Origin of the sequence: Enterococcus sp. AN402 (assembly GCF_040719405.1) — a bacterium.
Classification (GTDB): Bacteria; Bacillota; Bacilli; order Lactobacillales; family Enterococcaceae; genus Enterococcus; species Enterococcus faecalis.
In genome coordinates this window covers 2,796,314-2,818,243 of the sequence record NZ_JBFDTM010000004.1, presented here as the reverse complement: position 1 = coordinate 2,818,243, position 21,930 = coordinate 2,796,314, and the positions used below count along the sequence as shown (strand labels likewise).

Here is a 21,930-nt window from a genome sequence, read left to right as displayed (position 1 = left end):
CTACTTTCGAATATACAGGATAGTGGCAGAGAAATCAAGGGAGCCTCTCGATTCTATTAATTAAAAAGAGCCTAGGACATAAGTCGAAATGACTTACCTTCCTAGACCTAAATCTTAAGATAAATGGCGAGACAGGAGCAGCTTCTTCTTATTGCTGAGAAACACTATTTGAAAAGCAAATAGATGTTAAACAGTACCTACTTGGTTCTTGAAGCTAAACACTCCTGTCCCAACCTCTTGTCTTAATTACTCGTACTACTTTCACTAGTGGTGCTTTTTGAATCATTTGCTTTTGAATAATAAACTGTAACAGAGTCGCCTTTTTTGACTTTGCTGCCAGCGGATGGGCTAGTTCGTTCAACGACTTGGCCATCGCCAGAGCCAGATAATCCTTGTTCATTGATTTTAAGGCCAGCGTTATTGATGCTGTCTTCTGCAGCTTTTGGCGAATAACCTGAAATATCAGGAACAGTTACTGAGTCACTGCCTTTGCTGACATGTAAAGTAATCGTGTCATTTTTCGGATCAACAGCGGTACCAGAAGCTGGTTCTTGACTAATCACGGTATCTTTTTCAACCTTGTCGCTTTCTTCGTCCACTCGTTTAATTTGAGATTCTGGGATACCTAAAGCAATTAAGCGACTTACCGCATTATCGTAAGAAATTCCGCTATAATCAGAAAGTGTCACTTTGTCGCTACCTTTACTTACATATAATGTCACTTGACCATTTTTAGGTGTCACGGTGCCCCCTGGTGCGGGGTCTTGCGTAATGACTAAACCTGGTTCTACCGTATCGCTTGCTTGGTCGACACGCGTAATTTGAGATTCAGAAATGCCTAACTGTGCCAGTGCATTTACTGCATTTGTGTAAGAATAACCGGCGTAACTAGGCAAAGTAACCGCTTCTGGTCCTTCACTGACCGTTAAAGTGACGTTGTCTTTTTTCGGATCAACTTTTTTACCTGCAGCTGGTTTTTGTTTAATAATGTTATCTGTAGACACAGAATCACTGTATTCTTTTTTCGTTGTAATTTGGTCTTCTGAAAACCCTAGTTTTTTCAAGGCTTCGACAGCAGATTCATACGATTCCTTTGTATAATCGGCCATCTCAATTTTTTCTGTTCCAGAGCTGATATATAAAGTAACAGATCGGCCTTTTTTCACAGATGATTTTGCTTCGGGGTCTGTTTTGACCACCTTGCCTTCTTCAATCTTATCATCGGGAATTTTTTTGGTTTCACTATCGACTTTCAGCCCGGCACTTTGTAGCGCTTGTGAAGCGTCCGCTTTCGTTTCATTTGTAACATCAGGAACTTCAACGTCTTTACCGCCCGACATTGCAAAGGCTAAGCCACCTATTGCTAAAGCAATTAATGCCGCAATTGCTAAGCCAATCCACAATTTTTTGCGGTTTTTCTTCGGTGGTTGTTCAGCTAAAATGTCATCTGCGATATCTTCTGGGACTTCGACAGGCGTTGTCTCTTCCGGTTCAGCGATGTCTTCGGGAATCGGAGTTAATACTTTCGTTTCTCCTAATAAAGCCGTTGGTTCCCACGCAGGTTCGTTTAAACGACTGGCTGACAAGGACGTGTATAAGTCTTCTGCCATCTCATTCGCTGTTTTGTAGCGATCGCTTGGGTCTTTTGCGGTTGCGTGACGAACCACATTTTCCAATGATTGAGGAATCCCTGGATCAAACATTTTGACAGAAGGAATTTCTTCTTGGAAATGTTTTAAGGCAATCGTTACGGCTGATTCACCATCAAAAGGTACATTCCCTGTTAGCATTTCATAGAGAATAATTCCCACAGCGTAAATATCTGATTGGTTGGTCGCCATGCTTCCGCGCGCTTGTTCTGGCGATAAGTAATGCACCGAACCTAACATTGTGTTCGTTTGCGTAATTGACGTTTCTGACAAGGCAATCGCAATCCCAAAGTCAGTAATTTTGACTGTGCCGTGTTCGTCAATCAGAATGTTTTGCGGTTTTAAATCCCGGTGAATAATTCTATGTTCATGTGCCATTGCGACAGCAGATAAAATTTGTTGCGTAATGTCCACAACTGTGGAATAAGGAATTGGGAAATGCGTTTGGATGTACCGTTTTAAGTCCATTCCTTTCACATATTCCATGACTAAATATTGTAGTCCATCTTCTTCGCCTACATCGTACACACTGACGATATTCGGGTGAACCAGCTCAGTTGCGGCTAGTGCTTCACGCTGAAAACGTCGGATGGCGGCTTGATCGTTTTGGAAGTCAAAGCGCAAGACTTTTACTGCAACGTCTCGGTCTAAAATTAAATCGTGTGCTAAATAGACGTTGGCCATGCCGCCGCTTCCGATGCTGCCAATAATGTGATATCGACCATTCAGCTTCTTGCCGATTTCTATCATTGGTTTTCCTCCTTCTGTTCGTCAAAGTGTATCACTAACACGGTAATGTTATCTAAACCACCTGCTTCATTTGCTTGGGCAACGAGTTGGCTTAATTTGGATTCTAAGGGATCTGACGTCTCTAAAATTTCTAAAATTTTTGTCTCAGGAACCATATTGGTTAAACCGTCCGAACATAACAGTAAATAGTCATTAGGCAGCCATTCATGATTGGTTACATCGACTTCGACAGTGCCAGGCATTCCCAAAGAACGTGTTAGGACATTTTTTCGTGGATGATTTGCAGCCATCTCACGAGTAATCTCCCCTGATTTTACTAGTTCATTCACTAAAGAATGATCTTCTGTTAATTGTAACATGTGTTGGTCACGAACTAAATAAGCACGACTGTCCCCCACATTTGCTAAGACAAATGAATCCGGTAAAAGGATGGCACCAACCACGGTTGTCCCCATTCCTAAATACTCTGGTTTCGATTGTCCGCGTTCATAAATTTTTTCATTTTCCTTTTGAATTGCTTGAATTAACCACTGTGCAGATTTTTCAGCTGAGTCGACAGACGCATTGGACCAACTCTCACCTAAATTATTGACTGCCATTTGGCTAGCGACATCACCTGCTTGGTGACCACCCATGCCATCTGCTAAAACAGCAAAGGTTATGTGTTGTTGGTTCTCAAAAACGTTGGCATAATCTTGGTTCGTATTTCTTTTGCGACCGACATCTGATTGAACGTTGATTTCCAAATTATTTCACCTCATTTGAACTAACTTTCCGCATACAGCAAATAAAGAAGCCATCTGTCATGTATTGATGGGGATACAGAACCAGTTCTTGCTCTTTTACTACTGCTTGGACATTTTCATTTGCAACAATTTCAATTTTTTCAAATTCAGGGTGTTTGGCTAAAAAGGCTGCCACTACTTCCTGATTTTCTTCTGGCGTAATAGTACAAGTGCTATAGACCATTATACCCCATTGTTTTAGTGTTGGGGCAACACTTTCTAAGATTTCTAACTGAATTTTAGGTAAATTTTGAAAATCATTGGCCGTTTTATGGTATTTAATGTCTGGTTTACGGCGCATTAGCCCTAAGCCTGAACATGGTGCATCAACTAAAATCCGATCAAAGGTTTCTGCGGGAAATTCTTCGGCCACTTGTCGCGCATCAAGCTTTTCTGCTTGGACGACATCCGCCACATGGAGGCGTTGCGCATTTTCATTAATTAGCTTAATTTTGTGCGCATGAATATCTAAAGAGGTCACACGACCACCTGCTTCAGCCTCTAAAAAAGTTGCGATATGAGTCGTTTTGCCACCAGGAGCCGCACAAGCATCCAAGACACGATGATGCGGTTCAATTTGCATCGCTGGAGCCACGAGCATAGAGCTTTCATCTTGAATGGTTAAACAACCGTTAATAAACAGTTCACTGCCAGCTAAGTAGCCTTTTTCAGCGACAACACCATAAGGGGAAAGTTGACTTTCCTTCGCGGCAATCCCTGTTTCTTGTAATTCTTCCAGCGCTTCTTCTCGTGAAATAAACCGTGTGTTTACTCGGCCACTCGCATGGCTTTTTTCAAATAATGATAAACCTAACTGCCGTGTTTCTTCTTCGCCTAATTGGGCAAGTAATTTTTCTGTTAACCAACGTGGCATGCTAATTTCCGTGGCTAAACGATCAACTGGATCGCTAATTGCGGCCAAACTAGGTGCTCCATTTCGTTGGAACGCCCGCAGCACGCCATTCACGAATTTACCAATCCCAGGATTGCCACGACGTTTGCCAATTTCAACCGCTTCATTAATGACTGCATGATCGGGCACTTTATCTAAATAAAGTAATTGATATAACGATAAAATCAATAAATTTTTCACCCAATTATCGACTCTTTGCGGTTTCTTAACAAATGGTGTTAAGTAGTATTCCAACAATAATTTGCGACTAATTGTGCCGTAGACAAGTTCTGTAAACAAGCGGCCATCTTTCTCGCTTAGTTCTGATTTTGTCATCATTTCATTAAGTAAAAGATTGGAGTACGCCCCACCTTTATCCACACGTTCGATGGTTTCTAAAGCAACGTATCGAACAGAACGTTTTAATTTCTTGGGGATTTTTTCAGCCATTTTTGTTAGTCCACCTTATCTTTTTCTGCGACATTTTGACCGACGCCATTTAAAAATTCTTGAATCGTTAATTGACCTTTACCTGCTGGTTGCAGGCGATCAATTTGAAGGACTGTCCCTTCACCACAAGCAATCCATAGCGCTTTTTTACTACGCTGGATAATCGTTCCTGGGGCGCTGGTTGTTGTTTCAGTCAGTGGTGTCACTGCCCAAATTTTCCAGTTGGTCCCTTGATAGGTTGTGAACGCTGTTGGCCAAGGACGCATACCACGCACTTGGTTATCAATTGCCTCAGCAGTTTTTTGCCAGTCAATTCGTTCTTGTTCCCGGGTAATATTTGGTGAAAAAGTAGCCTCTTCTTCCACTTGTGGAATAGGCGTGATTTCGCCAGCAATTAGCTTGGGTAACGTTTCTAATAAAAGTTCTTTTCCTAGAATGCTTAATTTTTCAAACATGGTGCCTACATCGTCTTGTTTCGTAATCGGAATTGCACGTTGCGCTAAAATCGCGCCAGCATCCATTTTTTTCACCATTTCCATAATCGTGACGCCTGTTTCTTTTTCTCCTTCAATAATCGAGTAATGTACAGGTGCGCCGCCACGATATTTTGGTAAAAGTGAGGCATGGACATTAATCGCACCTAGTTTGGGCGCTTTTAAAATTTTCTCTGGTAAAAATTGTCCAAAGGCTGCTGTCACAATTAAATCTGGTGCTAAGTCAATCACTTTTTCCATTTCAGGAGAACCTGAAATTTTCTCTGGTTGTAAGACTAATAAGTTATGTTTTAAAGCTGCTTCTTTGACAGGCGTTGGGGTAATCACTTTTTTTCGGCCAACTGGTCGATCTGGTTGCGTGACAACCGCTTGAACGTCATAGCCTGCCTCGATTAAACTTTCTAAAATCGGAACAGAAAAGGCTGGTGTGCCCATAAATACAATTTTAGTCATCAAAATGTTCCTCCATATACGCTTCTAAATCTTCTGGTGCAATTTTCTCAATCATTTTGTCGATAAATAACTCGCCGTTCAAATGATCAATTTCGTGTTGAAAAGCTCGAGCTAAATAGCCGTAAGCCGTAACTTCCATTTCTTCACCTTCACGGTCAAAATAACGGACAGTCACTTCATCTGCTCGTTCAACGGTTCCATATGTTTCTGGAATACTTAAACAGCCTTCCACATCAATACTGGTTCCTTTTTTTTCAATAATCACAGGATTAATTAGTTCAAAACGACCAGATTCTTCATCGATTTCAATCACTGCCATTTGCAAATTTTTCCCAATTTGCGGGGCTGCTAAGCCAATCCCATCATGGGCCAGCATTGTTTCATACATATCCTCTAGTAACTGCACAATTTCATCGGTAATAATCGTCACAGGTTGAGCCTTCATTTTTAAGTGTTCGTTCGGGTGAATCACAACTGGATAGCGCATAAGTGCTCCTTTCAAAGCTGTATTTTTTAAATAAAATTCATGGGTTCTGCATCAATGGAAAGCTTTAAACCACGAGCCGTTGCTCGTTGTGTATCGGTCAAAATTTCTTTCAATAATGGTCGAAGCATTGGTTCTTGTTTATACTTGATAATCACTTGATAAAAGTAACGATTGTTGACACGCATGATTGCGTTGGGCGTTGGTCCCAACAAAATAGCTTGCGGCGATAAGCCTTGTTTTAATTTCGTCGCAATTTGAAACATTTGTTTCGCTGCTTCATTCTCTTCAGGATGGCTGGCCGTAATTTGGACCGTAAAATAGTACGGTGGATAATCCCCACGATGACGAATATACATTTCTTTTGTATAAAAATCTTCATAATCTTGGGCTTTTGCCAATTGTATCGCATAATGCTCGGGGTTAAAAGATTGAATGATGACTTCCCCCGGTTTTTCAGCGCGACCAGCGCGACCGCTGACCTGTGTCAATAACTGGAAGGTCCGTTCACTAGAACGAAAATCGGGTAAATTCAAGGCGGTATCAGCATTTAAGACACCGACTAACGTCACATTTGGAAAGTCCAGTCCTTTGGCAATCATTTGTGTGCCTAATAAGATATCCGCTTGTCCTTCACCAAATGTTCGCAAAATCTTTTCATGCGCACCTTTGCGACGGGTCGTATCAACATCCATTCGGAGAATACGACTTTCTGGTAATAACGTTTGTAATTCTTCTTCTACTTTTTGTGTGCCTGTTCCGTAGTAGCGAATTTTATCTTGGCCACAGTTAGGACAGCGATAAGGAATCCGTTCTTCATGCCCACAATAATGACATTTCATTGTTTTACTATCCATATGCAAAGTTAAGGAAATATCACAATTCGGACACGGCAACACATAGCCACAATCGCGACACATCACAAATGACGAATAGCCACGGCGATTAAGTAGGAGAACACTTTGTTCGTTTTTCTCTAAGCGTTCTTGGAGTTTTTCTTGCAACGACATGGAAAAAGAAGAGACATTGCCATTTTCTACTTCTTGCCGCATATCCACTACATCAATCGTAGGCAAGGTTGCCGCTTGATTGGCACGCTGTGTTAATCGTAACCGCTGATAAACATTTTTTTGTGCGCGAGCGCGTGATTCCAAGGACGGCGTGGCACTGCCTAAAACAACAGGGCAATGATGGTACTCCGAACGCCAAATCGCTAAATCTCTCGCGTGGTAGCGCGGGGTTTCTTCTTGTTTATAACTTGCCTCGTGTTCTTCATCAACAATGATCACGCCGATGTTTTCGATTGGCGCAAAAATGGCTGAACGCGCGCCAACCACCACTTCCGCTTCTCCTCGTTCAATCTTCCGCCACTCATCGTATTTTTCACCTTGCGATAAGCCACTGTGCATTACAGCAACATGTTCGCCAAAGCGACTTTTAAAGCGTTGCACCATTTGCGGAGTTAAAGAAATTTCAGGGACAAGCATAATGGCTGTTTTGCCTTGGTTAAGAACTTCTGCAATGACCTGTAGATAAACTTCTGTTTTCCCACTTCCTGTAATACCTTCCAATAAGTAGGTTTGGCTTTGCTGTTCTTGGACAGATTGTAAGATTGTTTCCACAGCCACCTGTTGTTCTGCATTCAAAGATAACGCAGTCGTTTTTTCAAACGTCTGATTAGCAAACGGATCACGATACGCTTCTTTTTCAATGAACGTTAACCAGCCGTTTTTGGCCGCTTCATTTAAAAGCGCGGTACTGAAACCTAATTCTTTCATTTCCTTCACAGCGGTGATTTTTTCAGTGCCCAAGCGTTGTAAATAGTAAAGAAGTTGCTCTTTCTTCTTAGCTCCCTTGCGTAAACCCAAACGAATTTCCTCTAGTTGTTCAAATTCCTTAGCGGCTTGAATGAAGCGGACCATTTTTACTTTATTTCTCGTCGTAACTTCGTAGCGAATATCGACTTTTTGCTGTTTACGCAACGCCATTAGTTGAGGCAAAAGCCCACGTTCTTGCGCTTGGTCCCACGAAATTTCCTCTAAACCATAAAATAACTGATCTTGTAATTCTTCAGAAAGCTCATCCGTTAAATAAATATATTTTTGGTAATCGGCACGCATTACGCTAGGCAACATGGTTTGCAAACAAGTGATTTTAAAAGCAAACGTTTTTTCCTTCATATAATCAGCTAAAGCCAACATTTCTGTATTTAAGACAGGTTTTAAATCCAACACCGCCACTAGTTCTTTCAACTGAACATTGGTTTCGTCAAGAACCGTTGCAGCCATTGGTTCAATGGCTAGAACAAACCCTTGAACATGCCGATTACCGTTACCAAAAGGCACTTCTACACGCATGCCGACAGCCAATTGCTCATTTAAATTTTCAGGAACTAAATAAGTGAATGGTTGATCGGTTTGCATCGTTGGTACATCCACAATAACTTTGGCTACTTTTTGCATGGTGCGTCCTCCTTTTTATGTAAATTCTCTTTGCCTATTGTACTAAAGATTGACTGATTTGTCTTGTGTGTCTCGTTGTTGTTAAGCTTAGTTAATTTCCCCTTAAAATATAAAAAGCTAGCTTTCCTAAACAAATGATCTAAGAAAGTAGCTTTTAGTAATCCTCTTAAAATACTTTGAAACTTACACTGCTAACTAGTGTTAGCACTCTACATTTTTTTATGGTATAATCATTTTGAAAGAGAGATGTTGGTCCATCTCTCTAACTGTAGAATCATGACAGTAACTTAGTTTTTACTTAATTAAAAAGAAATAACCAGTTAACCGTTCAAAGTTTATGACTGGTTATTTCTTTTTGTCTTTTTTTAGCAAAGTGACAACCAAACTAATCAACGCAATGGTATATAAACCAAAGTCGAAAATTAGTCCGATTACATCTAATGCGGACAAATACGGCTTTCCCCTTTCATAGATTTCAGTACTTATGCTCATAAGCACCACCACCTTCCAGAAGTAGCCACCGTCATAACTTATCTACAAAAACAGTATACCACAAAAGTCATCCCACAACATTTGCAATCACAAAAAAACAAGCCTTTACTTGAAGAAAGCTTCAATCATAGACTTGTTTTTCATTCAATTAATTTTTTTCGTCACGTAAACGGTTTTCTAATTCTTTTTGTTCTTGTTCACGTTGGCGTTTGCGTTCTTCACGTTCAATGCGTAGACGTTCGCGTTTTTCTTCAGGATTTGGATCACTGATCACTGTTCCTGCTTCGATTTCTTCTAACGCACGACCTACACTTTTTACAGAATCAAAGGATTCAACGGTTGGTTGAACGCCTTCATCTAATTCATGCGCACGTTTGCTTGCTAAAATAACCAAAGAATATTTTGAAGGGACTTCTTTTAATAATGAGTCAATTGACGGTTTTAACATCATAAGGCTACATCTCCTCTAACATTTTAATATATTTTCCAATTACACGGTCAACACGGAAGTGCTCACTCGCGATAATGTCTTTAATTCGTTGCACGGCTAAAGGAACTTCATCATTCACTACCGCATAATCATACAGCGCCATCATTTCGATTTCTTCTCTGGCCACAGCCATTCGTTCTTCAATCACAGACATTTCGTCTGTTCCGCGGCCAATAATTCTTGATTTTAATTCCGCTAAATCGGGGGGTGTCAAAAAGATAAATACGCCATCAGGCACTTTGTCTTTGACTTGTTTAGCCCCTTGGACTTCGATTTCTAAAAAGACGTCTTTGCCTTCATCTAGCGTCTGGTTAACATACGTTAATGGTGTCCCATAATAGTTACCAACATATTCCGCATATTCCAACATTTCTCCAGCTTCAATCATCGCTTCAAATTCTTCTCTTGAACGGAAATAGTAATCTACTCCATCCACTTCGCCTTCTCGCTGTTTCCGAGTGGTCATTGAGATTGAATATTGAAAATCATTTTCTTCACTGTCGAAAATAGCCTTTCTTACAGTCCCTTTCCCCACTCCTGAAGGACCTGACAATACGATTAATAACCCGCGCTCTGACATAACGACTTCCTTTCAAAACATAATTTCACAGTATTAGTTCTATTTTGCACTTTTTTTCTGCAATTTTCAAGACTTTCTTGGAGATTCACTGAAAAAATAACATTTCTTCTTTAATTTGGCTTTCATAACTTGTTCTTTTTTTAAACAAATTACCTAGAATTCCTATACAGGCAGCCATTTTTTAAGTAAAATGAAGTGATGACTCCTTTAGGATGAAAAAACGTGAATAAGAAAGGACTGAGAAACATCGCACGAATTAAACCATTTACATTGTTTCTGCTAGGCTTAGTCGTCAGTTGTGGGGCCTTTTTTGCCCAACCTACTGTGACTCACGCAGAAGAAGATATTACCGCGATTGCTAAAAAAATGGGGACGACCCTGAAAGAGGATGGCATTCCCAAAGCAGCCATCGTTGTTGATGCTGATTCTGGAGAAATTCTCTGGTCGCAGCAACCAGATTTAGCGTGGAATCCTGCCAGTATTGCCAAAGTGATGACCATGTACTTGGCCTTTGAAGCAATGGAGCAAGGAAAATTTACAATGGATACCACTGTGACTGCTACGCAAAAAGATGTCGATATTTCTAAAATATATGCCATTAGTAATAACAAAATTACGTTAGGTGTTGCTTATCCAGTCCGTGAACTATTAAAAATGATTGCTGTCCCCTCTTCTAATGTGGCGACTCTCATGTTGGCAAATTTAATTTCAGGGGACCAGCCTACTGACTTTGTTCATTTAATGAATCAAAAAGCGGCTGAATTAGGGATGACAAATACTACCTATTACAACTGCAGTGGGGCGCAAGCAAGTGCCTTTAACGGCCTGTATCAAATGCAAGGAATTGACCCAAATGGCGATAACGTCTCTACAGCTAGAGATTTAGCTTCACTAACTTATCATTTTCTGAAAAATTATCCAGAAATTTTAGAAATCACCAATAAACCAGTGGTGAAAACAATGGTCGGCACGCCTTACGAGGAAACGTTTGAAGCATACAATTATTCTTTACCAGGCGCTAAGTATGGTTATCAAGGCGTGGATGGTTTAAAAACAGGCTCTAGTCCAACAGGCGGCTTTAACTATATTGCGACTGTCAAACAAGGAGATTTCCGTTTAATTGAAGTCATTTTAGGCGTTGGTAATTGGCAAAACCAAGATGGTGAATACGAACGGCATGTGGCTGGGAATGCTTTGCTGGACTATGCCTATACGACATACGAACGCAAAAAACTTTTAGACAAAGGACCACAAACCATTGATCACAAAAAAGTCACTTTGGCTAACGATTTATACGGTGTCGTTCCCAAAGGCAGTCAGCCTACTTTTAAATTAGTAGCAGGGCAGGTGCAAGTCGACACGCCCTTGACATTATTAAATAGTACGGTTCAAGCGCCAAAAGTGGCTTACCAAGAAGTTAAGCCAAAACAAACAACAGCGGAAGCTGCGGAAGAATCAAACGAACATTCTGGGGACACCACCGTTGCAGAACCGAATCATTTTATTCCCAAATCGATTGCCACAAGTGTTTTAGTCCTTTTCGGGCTGATTTTCTCAGTAATTACCCGTCAGCTTCAAAAACGTTTAGAACGTCAGAAAAAACACGGCAAAGAAAGCAGTAAAACTGCATCCATGCGGACAATCTTTTTAAGTGCCGCAGTTCTTTCTTTCCTATGCGCCGTTGGCTTGTTTCTTTTATTCTAATTAAAAAAAATACCACCAAGCGTGAAATGCTTGGTGGCATTTTTTATAAGCCCATATTAGAAAGCGTATTGACCACGTTCATCAATTCATCGCGACGACGAACTTGTTTGTCGACAGGGCCGTCAACTTCTTTCACGTCAATGCGAACAACAAAATGACGATTCAAAGTAACAAACGTGTCTTCGTTAATTTGGATATTTAATTCTGTTTCAGAATAGCTTGCACAAGCATCTTGCCAGACGTCAAATGGTTCTCTGTCTGAAGCGACTTCTGTTTTTACCACAGAACGACCACTTAATTCTTGAAAGGTTACATCATAAAATTTAGTCATTGCTTTCACCTCTGTCATTTATTCGTTACTTCTATATTATAGCGTTTTCTGGAAAAACACGAAACCATTTTCTCTATTCGACATTTTGAATTTGTTCACGAATCTTTTCTAAGGTTGTTTTCATTTGAACGACACTATTTTTTATTTCAATTGGACTTGATTTCGAACCAATCGTATTGACTTCACGGTTCATTTCTTGAATTAAGAAATCTAGTTCTCGGCCCACTGGTTCTGTTTCGTCAAGCAACTGATGCAACTTATCAATATGGATATCCAAACGATCTAATTCTTCATGAATATCGCCTTTTTCCAATAAAATGGCCATTTCTGTTAATAAGCGTGTTTCATCCACTTGGCTACCTAACCATTCGTTTAATTTCGCTTCAAAACGTTGACGGTATTCTTGTTCAAAAACGCCCACAAACGCTTGCAGTTCTTGAATTGATTGGGTCAACACTGCTACATAGTCAAGCAGGACTTGTTTAATTTGCGTTCCTTCTTGCACACGGCTTTGGTCAAGACTAGCGATGGCTGCTTCAAATGCTTGAACAAGAAATGGTTCAAATGTCTGATCAACGATTTCTGCTTCCACTATTTCGACAAAATCATTTTGCTTTAATAAATGGTTGACCGTGTCCCCTGCATCAAACGTTGCTTCCGGATAGTTTTCCTTTAAATGTTGATCTACCGAAGTTAATAATTGATCAATTAAGTCCCACTGCACGCGTACTTCTTTTTGATTGTTGCCGATTTTTTGGAGATTTACATAGACTTCCACACGTCCACGTTTTAACGTGCGTTTGATTACTTGCCGAATCACCAGTTCATAGGCATTCAGTTCCTTTGGCATACGCAATAGAATATCTAAAAACCGCTGGTTGACACTTTTGACTTCAACATCCAATTGATAATTTTCATTTTGAATGGTCTTTTTTCCAAATCCAGTCATACTTTTCATTGACAGGGTGCTCCTTTTACATGGATTTAATTGTTTTGCTTAATTCAGCAAATTCTTCGTTAGTTAAGGTGATGCCTTTACCCATTTTTTCGTGATCAGGGGCCCACTCACGCAAATCAAATTTTGGTGGACGACCATTCCAACTAATTAAATTCAATTCTTTACGCCAGCCACGAGCATTCTCAGATAACACAGCGACTTCTTCTAAAATTTCATATGAAAATTCTTCTTTCATAACATTCACTCCTTGTTAGTATTCCTTAGGTTATTGTACCATCTTTTCCTCGACACTTAAAATACACATCTCTTTTCTATCACCCTGTCTATATAAACATACGCAACTTTTTCAAAAAATCAGTAAAAAAAGCGACGACTGCTCGTTTCAATAGTGTCAGTCACCGCTTCTCTGTCTATTCTTTTTCTGTATAAAGATCCACCACTTCAAAACTTTGGCAAACTAACAGCATGTCGGGATAAAATTGTAGCTGATAGGGGGCCAGTTCTTCTTTAAAGAACCGCGCATGCTCTTCATACCAATAATCCAATGTCAAATCTCCTTCACCTTCCGCTTGTGCAAAAGATTCTGAGACCTTGTTCATGGGCATAATTTCAACTTTGGTTGTTCGAATAATAGCCAGCGGTTGAGACTGACCATCTAAAATTATGTCGTATTGACCAGCTTTAGGGAGTTGTTCTTCTTCCATCTTATAAATATCTAAAGAAGAACATGTCGCTGTCTTACGACCAGAAACAACCAATTGACCCAAACGGTTACCCATCTCAGAAGAGCCATCACCAAACATCCACACATCGGGCATCAACATATCTAATTCATGTTTATCTAAAAAGTTTTGCCAGAACACTTCTACATTTTTTAACATCCTTTGCTCTCCTTTTTATTTTTACTTCACGCAACCTTCTTTCACTAATTATACATAACTGATTGCTTTTCTCCTATACTATTTTTACAAAATGAAAACTAAAATAATGACAGTAGTATTTGGACAGAAAAAAAAGAGGACTAAGTAACAAAACTTAGCCCATCTTTTTATTTTGCTTGTCGTTCTTTGATTTTCGTGAGTAAAGATTGAACATGCTGGCGTGCCGAAGCTTCATCTTCTTGAAGCATCTTTTCCGATAAAATAAAGGATCCGCCCACTGCTAATACTTCTTCTGCTTCCACATACTCTATAAAGTTTGTTTCATCAATCCCACCAGTTGGTAAAAATTGAACATCATAAAACGGACCGCTTAAACTTTTAATGGCTTTTAACCCGCCGTAAATATCGGCTGGGAAAAATTTAACCACTCGTAAGCCATACGCCAGCGCTCGCTGAATCTCCCCAGGCGTAGCTGTTCCTGGAAAAATAGGCACCTCATTTGCCAGACAAAAATCAATGACTTCTGGAACAATCGCTGGGGAAACAATGAACTGTGCACCGCTCGCTACTGCCTCTTGGGCTTCTTTCAAGGTTCGAACAGTTCCTGCGCCTACTATTAAATTTCCTGAAGCAGCAAGTTGTTTGATGGCAGGCAAGGCCAGCTGACTCCGAAAAGTGACTTCAATAAACGGTAATTCGTTTTCTACTAAGACTGATTCTACTTGTGGCAAATAGCGTAAATCTGTTGCAGTGTATAGTGGTAAAAGTTTACATGTCGCTAATTGTTGATACAGTTGATTTTTTTCAACTTTTGTTTCCATTCTGTCACTTCCTATTTTGTTTGGCTTTGGTTGCTTCGTACAGTCCTTGAATATAGGTCAACCCCATTGCTCGATCATATAAACCATAACCAGGCATCGCTTTTTCATCCCAAATTGCCCGCCCATGGTCAGGGCGAATAACGCCTTCATACCCTACGTCTACCAGTGCTTGCATTAATTCCGCCATATCTAACGAACCAGCGACACTAGGATGCGCCGTTTCTTCAAAACGATGCTCACCTAAATACTTCACATTGCGGAAATGAACAAAATTAATTCTGTGACCTATTTCACGAATCATAGTAGGCAAATCATTCGTCGGATCCGCACCAAGGGAACCTGTACAAAATGTAATCCCATTTGCTGGTGAGTCCACTAAGGAAAGGATTCGTTTCAAATCCGCTAAATTTTTAGTGATTCTTGGCAAACCAAAAATTTCCCAAGGTGGATCATCGGGGTGAATCCCCATTTTGATATTTTCTTCTTCACAGACAGGAATCACACGTTCTAAAAAGTAGCGCAAATTTTCGACCAAATCTTCTTCTGTTACGCCGGCATACATAGCTTTCAATTCTTGAAATTGTTGCAAACGCTCCTCTTCCCAACCTGGTAACCGGAATCCTTTTGACTGACTGTGAATTAATTGATACATGTCTTCTGGCTGCATGTGCTCTACCACAGCTTGATCAAATAACAACGATAAGCTGCCATCTTCATTCTCATACGCCAAGTCCGTTTTAGCCCAACCAAAAATAGGTTTGAAACTGTAGCACACTAAGGAAATTCCGCATTTCCCCAAGTTACGTAACGTTTGGCGATAATTATCAATATAGTGGTCTCGTTGATCCGTTCCCGCTTTAATGGCATCATGAATAGCGACACTTTCAATTCCTAAAAGTGCTAATCCTTCTTGTTCCACCGATTGTTTAAGTGCCTGAATTTCGGCTACTGTCCAAACATCACCTGGTAGTTTATTTAACAAGGTACCGACAACGCCAGTAATTCCTGGAATCTGTCGAATGTGTTTTAACGGAATGGCATCGCCTGCCGCTCCGTACCATCTAAATCCCCATTTCATTGCTTTCACCCTTTACTACATTCTTAAAAATCATCGTCCTCATCCTCTTCATCCTCAAAGGAAGTCATAGAAATATCCCATGCTTGCACACTTTCTTTGCCTTGCGCAACAATCGCTTGCGCCGCTTCAGCAATCGGTGTGCCCAATAATTGATGGTTTATCGCTTCTAAGACCATTGGTAGGTTGGTACCACTCACCACAAAGATTTTCTTTTGTAGTGCTGGTTCGAGTTCGTTAATCACCAAAACTGCCTGATTGTAAGGACTCGCACTTAATAAGTCAACCATGACCAACACGCCATCCCCTTGTTGGACGTTCTCAATCGCTGTTTTAATTTGCCCGCCTAGTGCTTGGACATCGTCTCCACTATTTAGATTAACGGTTTCGATATTTTCGGTTGCGCCCATAATCACGGTAGCTGCGTCTTTCGCACCGTCACTTAGTGCACCGTGTGTAGCAATCACAATCCCTAACATAAAAGTTCCTCCTTCAATTCAGTGGCTTGAGTCATTATTTCAAACAGTCATGCAATGACTCAAGCGACTGACCTTTTTTATAAATTAAATTTGCCTAAAACCTCTTTTAAACTAGTTTTTGGTGCAGAAGGCGTTGCTTGGAAATAAATATCTTCTACGCCATACACCTCATGTAGCTCTTTTAATTTTTCGGCATCTTCTTTGTTTAAATAAACTGATTTGGTTACTAATAAATCTTTTTCTGGATTCTTCTGTGCAATACCGCCGATGTTTAACTCCTTCATAGGGACTCCGTGTTTTACTAAGTCATAAATTACAGAGACGGTTTTAGCGATTAAAATACAGTTGTACTCTTTGAATTGGTATTCATCCCAATAAAATTTAGCTTTTTCCGGCGTAATGACAATGGTTTTTTGTCCTGTCCGACTGCCTGCACTTTTGTATAAATCACGCATAAATTTATCCTTTGCCACCACTTCATCGACAACGAAAATGGAATTAACGCCACTTTTTTGGGACAAGGTCACCATCACTTGTCCATGAATTAATCGTTCATCTACTCTTGCTAAATTTACTACGCCCATCTGATTCACGTCCTTTTCTTTTTATAAAATACCGACTGTTGCTAAGACAATTAAAATACCTGTTAACCACAATAATGCTTGCGTAACTTTCAAGCCTTTTTTCGTATAGAACCAATACACGCCCATTACGACAGCTAGCGGCAAGAGTCCTGGGACAATCTGATCAAGGATATCTTGGACCACAAACTCACGGCCAGAAAGTTTAAATTGAAGGGTTGAAGAAACTTTGACATAATTACCAGCTAAAATCCCCATCATGAACAACCCTAAAACAGATAACATTTCAATGGCTTTTTGAATCCCAGCACTTTGCATTAAGCCTGTAGCATTCCGCCCCATTTTGAATGATTGTCTCGCAAAGAACACACCTAGCAGTACTTGATAAAGGGCAAACGCGACAAAGGGGAAAATCGCACCTAATGCGCTACCTTGTTGCGCCCACGGCACCGCAATCGCAATAAAAATATATTGAACCGTACCTGAGTCAATCGCATCACCAATCCCCGCTAACGCGCCCATCAAGCCAGCTTTGGTGTTATACATTAAATCATCTTGCATCATGATTTCGCGGCCTTCATGTTCTTCTTTGGCCCGCTCTTGTTCCATGGAAGCCATCAACCCAGTAATGACCCCGCCGCCCCAGCTTAATTGCGTATTGAAAAACAGCAGTTGACGCATATAAGCGGCTTTTAATTGTTCATCGTCTTTATATAATTTCTTTAAAAGTGGCATCATTGCGTACAATAACGAAGGCGCCAAGTAACGTTCAAAGGAATGGGGAATTTCATTGGCAAAATGCCAACGGAGATAGGCTTTTGTAACATCTTTATTGGTAATTTCTTCTGGTGCTAAATTCGTTGTTTTCGGCACGACTTTTTCTGTTGTTTCCGTCATTTCAGTTCCTCCTTTTTCTTTTAAAACCCGTCATCGTAATCGTCATCATCATCAAAATCAGTGGTGGCACTGGCGGAACCAGCACTTTCTGCTACAGGTTTGCCTTTTTGGACTTGCACAAAAATTAACGCAATAATTACGCCAAAGATGGCATACGTTACCATGGTAATTTCCAATGACTTAAAGACGATACTCATGAAGTATGCAAGGAAAAAGAAAACCAAGAAATCTTTTCGACCAATGACATAGACCGTTGTCGCAATCCCAATTGCGGCTAAACCACCACCGACTACTTCTAACACGTGAATCACAACGGTTCCTTCTAATGCTTTAATAATATCGGCAATGACTGGTGCCCCTAGATAAAGAGCAAAAAAGACTAATGGAACGAATAAAATAAATGAGGCAATCGTTGGATACCAGATAATTGAGCGGGCAATTTTTTTAGAATTTAGTTCAGCCACCGCACGATCGGTATACTTCCCTAAAAACGTGTTAATAAAGAAACGGAATTGATATAAATAACTTCCTAAAAGACCGACAGGAACCGCTACGGCGATAGCCGCTTCCGGCTTCAAATTCCCTAGCAACGCAACTGGCACAGCAATCGCTGCCGCAATTGATGGTTCTGCTGGCATAGAGCCACCTGGTGAAAAAACACCCATGTAAATCATTTGTAATGCTGCGGTGACGATCATCGCTTTCGGGACATCGCCCATCACTAAACCTGCTACTAACCCTGTCATTAAGGGCGAGAAACGCAACGTTAACGTTGCTCCTCCTCCAAGCCATCTGGACATAATTGCTGCCACCCAAAGCGCCATTATCAAACTTTGTAAAACACTTAACGTTTCCATAGTTCCTCCTTCTTATCCTTGGTTTTGGATATACTTTTCTAGCTCTTCAATCCCTTGACGTAAACGTTCTTCCGAAATCTCAATAGGAATTAAATGAACCTTTTCTTTTGAATCAATAAATTGAACCATTGCATCGAGTACTGCTTCTTCTTCTGGGTAAAGGCCCATTTGTCGTAACGACATGGGTAAGTTTAGCTCTTGATAAAAGGGGATTAATGCGTCTATGATGGCCCACCTTTTTTCCAATGCTAATTGATAGAAGATGCCGTAAGCTACTTTTTCGCCATGTAAATAGTCATGACTTTTTGGTAAAAATTTACTCATAGCATCATGCATGGCGTGTGCTGCTGCATTGCGGGCGTATTTGTCGCCGAAGCCGCCGACTAATCCAGAAACAGCGAAAACAATTTCTGAAAGATGGACAAATTCAGGCGTGAGTTTGCCCTCGTCCATCGCTGCTAAGGCTGTTTTTGAGTCCCGCATAATCGCTTCTTGCGAAAGCTTGGCGGTCGCTCCCGCTAATTGCAAAAAGGGTTCCCCTTGCAAATGGGCTTGGCGTAAAATGGTCTCTGATTCATACCATTTCGCTAACGTATCAGCTAAACCAGCGACAAAATAATCACGGGGCGCATCCAGAAGCAACTTAGGATCAGTGATTAAAAACGCAGCTTGGCGAAAGAAATGTTCCGTTTTGCCTTCGGCCGCGCCATTTTCTTGATACATCACAGCTAACGGTGTCCACGGCGCACAGTTACTAGCCAAAGTAGGGACTAAGCCAAAATTCAGATTGTTTAAATGGGCGCTGTAGCCCACTAAATCGGCTAACTTACCGCCGCCGACTCCCAGAAGAAAGTCAATCTGGTGTTCCTTTATTTGCTGTGAAATTTGTTCGGCGCCAAAATAACTACATTCTCCTGTGTAAGTGTGATAGAAGAATTGATACTCTGAATCTGCCAAGAAGGGCAAAAATGGCTGAGCTTTTTCAAAGGATACGGTGCCATGCACCACCAAAATTCGTTGGGCGTGATATTCCTTGAAAAGTGACGGCACCGAAGCTAAGGCGCCTTCGTGGTAACGATAAAATTGCGGTCCAACTTTCACTTTTAAATCAGTTAACATGCTCCTCCTCCTTCTTAACTAACGTAACGACTGACTTCTTGCACTGCCCGTTGAGGTAAAATACCTTGCACCACGTCTTCCACATCTTGCACGCATTTTTCTCCCATCGCTTGCAGGCATTCCATGGTATAAGCGGAGGTGTGCGGCGTCATTACTACATTTTCAAACGCAAGATAAGGATGATTTTTCCGACCTGGTTCCTCTTCTAAAACATCTGTCCCAAGCCCAGCAATTTTGCCCGATTGCAAACCGGCAATCATGGCTTCTTCATCAATCAAGGCGCCTCGTGCGCTATTGGAAAGATAGACGCCGTCTTTCATCTTGGCAATTTCCGCCGAGCCAATCATGTGATAACTTTCTTCAGTTAAATTGGCACATAAACAAATGATGTCTGCTGAAGCTAGCAACGTATCTAAGTCTACTTTTTTGGCTCCATAACTTTGCAGATAAGTGGCGGATTTATAGGGATCATACGCTAACACGTCACAGCGAAATCCGTTTCGTAACGTCTCCACGACACAACTTCCTGTGTTCCCAACACCAATGACACCCACAGTTTTGTTAAATAACGTCCGACCGACAAAATTCGCTCGTTTTTCCCATTGATCTGCTTTAACGCTGGCATCTGCAGCCACGGTTTGCCGTAAAACAGCTAGTAAATTTGTGACATTGTTTTCCGCCACGGCATCTCGTTCTACTAAAGCTGGGATGATGGAAACAATTGTGTCATGCTGTTTTGCAGCGTCTAAATCGATGTTGTTATACCCAATGCCGTGGCGAGAAATCAGCAACAATTCATCTTTATGTTCAAAAAATTCTTTCGTGAAAAATGGCGTCACGCTAGCAATAATAATCGTATATCCTTGTAAACGTTCCGCTAACACTTTGCCACCAATTTCACTGTCGACTGTAAAATGCTTCACGGTGCCTATCTTTTCTAAGCGCGTTAAGTGTTCAGGAAAAATTTGACCAAAACTACTGGAATTCACTATGGCAATTTTTTGTTTTTTTAACATGACTAAACTCCTTTACTGACTTTTTACGACTTCATGCCCGCCAAATCCTTGTCGCAAAGAAGCGACCACTTTGTTTGAAAAATGATTTGCTAGCATACTTTCATTTCGAGTAAATAAGGACAACGCCGTAGTTGGGACGGGCATCTCCAAACGCAATGCTTCTTCAATCATCCATTTGGCTTCGCCATTTGCTGCCACTTTCCCTTCTAGATTGGCTAACGTAGGATTTTCCGCAAAAACCTCTTTCGCTAAGCCCATCAAGCGAGCTTCAATAATCGAGCCGTGATTCCACACATCGGCTACTTTCTCCAACGCAAAATCATATTCGGCAGCTTCTAATAAATTGAATCCTTCGCCCATGGCTTGCATCATGACGTACTCAATCCCGTTATGCACCATTTTCAAATAGTGACCAGCTCCTGATTTCCCAGCATAAAGATACCCTTGTTCACAAGCTAAATCTTCAAAAAATGGGGTTAACACTTTGACAGCTTCAGGCGCACCGCCAACCATTAAACACGCTCCTTCCCGCGCTCCTTTGATGCCACCAGAAGTACCACAATCAATAAAATAAATTCCTTTTTCCTTGGCAAGTTGAGCATTCGCGACACTATCATGAAAATTTGAATTGCCACTATCCACAATGATATCCTCTGGTGCTAATTGCTCTACCAATTCTGCCACTAATTGATTGGTAATCTGACCAGCGGGGGTACTTAAAAAAATCACCCTCCTTTTGTTAAGCGCTTTCAACAGTTCCGGCAACGAATCTACAACGGAAAGCCCCTGCTCTCTAGCAGTCGCTCTTGCTTCCTTTGTTACATCAAAGCCAATAATGGGCCAGCCTTGTTCGTGAACATTTAATGCCATGTTCAAACCCATTTTCCCAAGTCCAATAAAGCCAATGTCCATTTTTCTTTCACCTGCCTCTTTTGATACTTCAATCATAAAGGATAAAAAAAATAATGTAAACGATTACACTAATTAAAAAATATTTTTTATTTTTTAGCAAAAATCTTGCCTACTCAAAAGGTAAAACGTTTTTATTTTTAAGGAGCTTTCATACAAAAAACACAAGTAAATCTCTTGGTATCACGTTCTTTTTACTGGCTACTTTCTTTAGTTGAGAGAAGTCTTTTCAAGACCCCTTCATTTTTCAGAAAAAAGATTATTTATTTTTTTTGGCTTTTTTTTAAAGAATTTCTTTTTTGTGGAGAAAAAGAGAAATTG

General features: G+C 40.7%; 23 protein-coding genes. 1 reads left to right on the top strand and 22 read right to left on the bottom strand.

Annotated elements, in window-relative coordinates:
• Positions 1–242: 242 nt before the first annotated feature.
• The 9 genes from ireK to gmk all read right to left on the bottom strand — a co-directional run bounded on the left by ireK (position 243) and on the right by gmk (position 9,981).
• Entirely contained in the window at positions 243–2,399 is a 2,157-nt protein-coding gene (ireK, locus tag AB1I62_RS15075; protein WP_048736973.1) for a serine/threonine protein kinase IreK, read from the bottom strand.
• On the bottom strand, positions 2,396–3,145 hold the full coding sequence (locus AB1I62_RS15070; protein WP_002354922.1) for a Stp1/IreP family PP2C-type Ser/Thr phosphatase: 750 nt from the start codon (positions 3,143–3,145) through the stop codon (positions 2,396–2,398). The genes ireK and AB1I62_RS15070 overlap by 4 nt, the downstream gene beginning before the upstream one ends.
• 1 nt (position 3,146) lies before the next feature.
• Positions 3,147–4,526, bottom strand: a complete 1,380-nt coding sequence (rsmB, locus tag AB1I62_RS15065) for a 16S rRNA (cytosine(967)-C(5))-methyltransferase RsmB (RefSeq protein ID WP_002368447.1) — start codon at positions 4,524–4,526, stop codon at positions 3,147–3,149.
• 5 nt (positions 4,527–4,531) lie between these two features.
• Entirely contained in the window at positions 4,532–5,473 is a 942-nt protein-coding gene (fmt, locus tag AB1I62_RS15060) for a methionyl-tRNA formyltransferase (protein WP_002368448.1), read from the bottom strand.
• Complete coding sequence (gene def, locus AB1I62_RS15055) at positions 5,466–5,960, bottom strand: peptide deformylase (protein ID WP_002371656.1); 495 nt, start codon at positions 5,958–5,960, stop codon at positions 5,466–5,468. Before def ends, fmt begins: the two co-directional genes overlap by 8 nt.
• 26 nt (positions 5,961–5,986) lie before the next feature.
• Positions 5,987–8,419, bottom strand: coding sequence for a primosomal protein N' (gene priA, locus AB1I62_RS15050; RefSeq protein WP_104859293.1), 2,433 nt, complete (start codon positions 8,417–8,419; stop codon positions 5,987–5,989).
• A gap of 345 nt (positions 8,420–8,764) precedes the next feature.
• A complete protein-coding gene (locus tag AB1I62_RS15045; RefSeq protein ID WP_002383235.1) occupies positions 8,765–8,911 on the bottom strand; it encodes a putative holin-like toxin in 147 nt (48 codons plus the stop codon).
• A gap of 148 nt (positions 8,912–9,059) precedes the next feature.
• Positions 9,060–9,362 (bottom strand): DNA-directed RNA polymerase subunit omega, encoded by a 303-nt coding sequence (gene rpoZ / locus AB1I62_RS15040; RefSeq protein ID WP_002354916.1) that lies wholly within the window; start codon positions 9,360–9,362, stop codon positions 9,060–9,062.
• A gap of 4 nt (positions 9,363–9,366) precedes the next feature.
• Complete coding sequence (gene gmk, locus AB1I62_RS15035; protein WP_002354915.1) at positions 9,367–9,981, bottom strand: guanylate kinase; 615 nt, start codon at positions 9,979–9,981, stop codon at positions 9,367–9,369.
• A gap of 222 nt (positions 9,982–10,203) precedes the next feature.
• On the opposite strand from gmk, the gene AB1I62_RS15030 reads away from it, so the two are divergent.
• Entirely contained in the window at positions 10,204–11,685 is a 1,482-nt protein-coding gene (locus AB1I62_RS15030) for a DUF1958 domain-containing protein (protein ID WP_002398168.1), read from the top strand.
• A 43-nt stretch (positions 11,686–11,728) separates the two neighbouring features.
• Here AB1I62_RS15030 and AB1I62_RS15025 read toward each other — a convergent pair whose 3' ends face one another.
• The 13 genes from AB1I62_RS15025 to gnd form a co-directional block, all read right to left on the bottom strand.
• Positions 11,729–12,034: a hypothetical protein gene (locus AB1I62_RS15025; protein ID WP_002383233.1), complete on the bottom strand. Its 306-nt coding sequence runs from the start codon at positions 12,032–12,034 to the stop codon at positions 11,729–11,731.
• Positions 12,035–12,089: 55 nt separating this feature from the next.
• Positions 12,090–12,974, bottom strand: coding sequence for a YicC/YloC family endoribonuclease (locus AB1I62_RS15020; protein ID WP_002398169.1), 885 nt, complete (start codon positions 12,972–12,974; stop codon positions 12,090–12,092).
• A gap of 16 nt (positions 12,975–12,990) precedes the next feature.
• Positions 12,991–13,209, bottom strand: a complete 219-nt coding sequence (locus AB1I62_RS15015) for a YdbC family protein (protein WP_002381076.1) — start codon at positions 13,207–13,209, stop codon at positions 12,991–12,993.
• A 175-nt stretch (positions 13,210–13,384) separates the two neighbouring features.
• On the bottom strand, positions 13,385–13,855 hold the full coding sequence (locus tag AB1I62_RS15010; protein ID WP_002354908.1) for an ASCH domain-containing protein: 471 nt from the start codon (positions 13,853–13,855) through the stop codon (positions 13,385–13,387).
• 167 nt (positions 13,856–14,022) lie between these two features.
• Positions 14,023–14,676 carry a bifunctional 4-hydroxy-2-oxoglutarate aldolase/2-dehydro-3-deoxy-phosphogluconate aldolase gene (locus tag AB1I62_RS15005; protein ID WP_010778000.1) on the bottom strand — a complete coding sequence of 218 codons (654 nt, stop codon included), beginning with the start codon at positions 14,674–14,676 and terminating at the stop codon, positions 14,023–14,025.
• A 4-nt stretch (positions 14,677–14,680) separates the two neighbouring features.
• Positions 14,681–15,754, bottom strand: coding sequence for a mannonate dehydratase (gene uxuA / locus AB1I62_RS15000; protein ID WP_010778001.1), 1,074 nt, complete (start codon positions 15,752–15,754; stop codon positions 14,681–14,683).
• 23 nt (positions 15,755–15,777) lie between these two features.
• Positions 15,778–16,230, bottom strand: coding sequence for a PTS sugar transporter subunit IIA (locus tag AB1I62_RS14995; protein ID WP_002354905.1), 453 nt, complete (start codon positions 16,228–16,230; stop codon positions 15,778–15,780).
• Between the two features lie 77 nt (positions 16,231–16,307).
• Positions 16,308–16,814: a PTS sugar transporter subunit IIB gene (locus tag AB1I62_RS14990; protein WP_002354904.1), complete on the bottom strand. Its 507-nt coding sequence runs from the start codon at positions 16,812–16,814 to the stop codon at positions 16,308–16,310.
• Positions 16,815–16,835: 21 nt separating this feature from the next.
• Positions 16,836–17,708 carry a PTS system mannose/fructose/sorbose family transporter subunit IID gene (locus AB1I62_RS14985; RefSeq protein ID WP_002354903.1) on the bottom strand — a complete coding sequence of 291 codons (873 nt, stop codon included), beginning with the start codon at positions 17,706–17,708 and terminating at the stop codon, positions 16,836–16,838.
• 20 nt (positions 17,709–17,728) lie between these two features.
• Positions 17,729–18,565 carry a PTS sugar transporter subunit IIC gene (locus tag AB1I62_RS14980; protein ID WP_002354902.1) on the bottom strand — a complete coding sequence of 279 codons (837 nt, stop codon included), beginning with the start codon at positions 18,563–18,565 and terminating at the stop codon, positions 17,729–17,731.
• Between the two features lie 12 nt (positions 18,566–18,577).
• Entirely contained in the window at positions 18,578–19,684 is a 1,107-nt protein-coding gene (locus AB1I62_RS14975; RefSeq protein ID WP_010778002.1) for an iron-containing alcohol dehydrogenase family protein, read from the bottom strand.
• Between the two features lie 14 nt (positions 19,685–19,698).
• The gene (locus AB1I62_RS14970) at positions 19,699–20,700 is read right to left on the bottom strand and encodes a D-isomer specific 2-hydroxyacid dehydrogenase family protein (protein WP_010778003.1); all 1,002 of its coding nucleotides are present in this window, start codon (positions 20,698–20,700) and stop codon (positions 19,699–19,701) included.
• A gap of 12 nt (positions 20,701–20,712) precedes the next feature.
• Positions 20,713–21,648 (bottom strand): phosphogluconate dehydrogenase (NAD(+)-dependent, decarboxylating), encoded by a 936-nt coding sequence (gene gnd / locus AB1I62_RS14965; RefSeq protein ID WP_226062306.1) that lies wholly within the window; start codon positions 21,646–21,648, stop codon positions 20,713–20,715.
• Between the last annotated feature and the right edge of the window lie 282 nt (positions 21,649–21,930).

Bases quoted from the DNA above. Each gene is read 5' to 3' on its own strand.
- AB1I62_RS14995 (WP_002354905.1), bottom strand. From the start codon at position 16,230: ATGTTAGGGATTGTGATTGCTACACACGGTGCACTAAGTGACGGTGCG.
- def (WP_002371656.1), bottom strand. From the start codon at position 5,960: ATGCGCTATCCAGTTGTGATTCACCCGAACGAACACTTAAAAATGAAG.
- gmk (WP_002354915.1), bottom strand. From the start codon at position 9,981: ATGTCAGAGCGCGGGTTATTAATCGTATTGTCAGGTCCTTCAGGAGTG.
- uxuA (WP_010778001.1), bottom strand. From the start codon at position 15,754: ATGAAATGGGGATTTAGATGGTACGGAGCGGCAGGCGATGCCATTCCG.
- AB1I62_RS15005 (WP_010778000.1), bottom strand. From the start codon at position 14,676: ATGGAAACAAAAGTTGAAAAAAATCAACTGTATCAACAATTAGCGACA.
- gnd (WP_226062306.1), bottom strand. From the start codon at position 21,648: ATGATTGAAGTATCAAAAGAGGCAGGTGAAAGAAAAATGGACATTGGC.
- priA (WP_104859293.1), bottom strand. From the start codon at position 8,419: ATGCAAAAAGTAGCCAAAGTTATTGTGGATGTACCAACGATGCAAACC.
- fmt (WP_002368448.1), bottom strand. From the start codon at position 5,473: ATGACTAAAATTGTATTTATGGGCACACCAGCCTTTTCTGTTCCGATT.
- AB1I62_RS14980 (WP_002354902.1), bottom strand. From the start codon at position 18,565: ATGGAAACGTTAAGTGTTTTACAAAGTTTGATAATGGCGCTTTGGGTG.
- ireK (WP_048736973.1), bottom strand. From the start codon at position 2,399: ATGATAGAAATCGGCAAGAAGCTGAATGGTCGATATCACATTATTGGC.
- AB1I62_RS14970 (WP_010778003.1), bottom strand. From the start codon at position 20,700: ATGTTAAAAAAACAAAAAATTGCCATAGTGAATTCCAGTAGTTTTGGT.
- AB1I62_RS14990 (WP_002354904.1), bottom strand. From the start codon at position 16,814: ATGGGCGTAGTAAATTTAGCAAGAGTAGATGAACGATTAATTCATGGA.
- AB1I62_RS14975 (WP_010778002.1), bottom strand. From the start codon at position 19,684: ATGTTAACTGATTTAAAAGTGAAAGTTGGACCGCAATTTTATCGTTAC.
- AB1I62_RS15010 (WP_002354908.1), bottom strand. From the start codon at position 13,855: ATGTTAAAAAATGTAGAAGTGTTCTGGCAAAACTTTTTAGATAAACAT.
- rsmB (WP_002368447.1), bottom strand. From the start codon at position 4,526: ATGGCTGAAAAAATCCCCAAGAAATTAAAACGTTCTGTTCGATACGTT.
- rpoZ (WP_002354916.1), bottom strand. From the start codon at position 9,362: ATGATGTTAAAACCGTCAATTGACTCATTATTAAAAGAAGTCCCTTCA.
- AB1I62_RS14985 (WP_002354903.1), bottom strand. From the start codon at position 17,708: ATGACGGAAACAACAGAAAAAGTCGTGCCGAAAACAACGAATTTAGCA.
- AB1I62_RS15020 (WP_002398169.1), bottom strand. From the start codon at position 12,974: ATGAAAAGTATGACTGGATTTGGAAAAAAGACCATTCAAAATGAAAAT.
- AB1I62_RS15015 (WP_002381076.1), bottom strand. From the start codon at position 13,209: ATGAAAGAAGAATTTTCATATGAAATTTTAGAAGAAGTCGCTGTGTTA.
- AB1I62_RS15025 (WP_002383233.1), bottom strand. From the start codon at position 12,034: ATGACAGAGGTGAAAGCAATGACTAAATTTTATGATGTAACCTTTCAA.
- AB1I62_RS15045 (WP_002383235.1), bottom strand. From the start codon at position 8,911: ATGAGCATAAGTACTGAAATCTATGAAAGGGGAAAGCCGTATTTGTCC.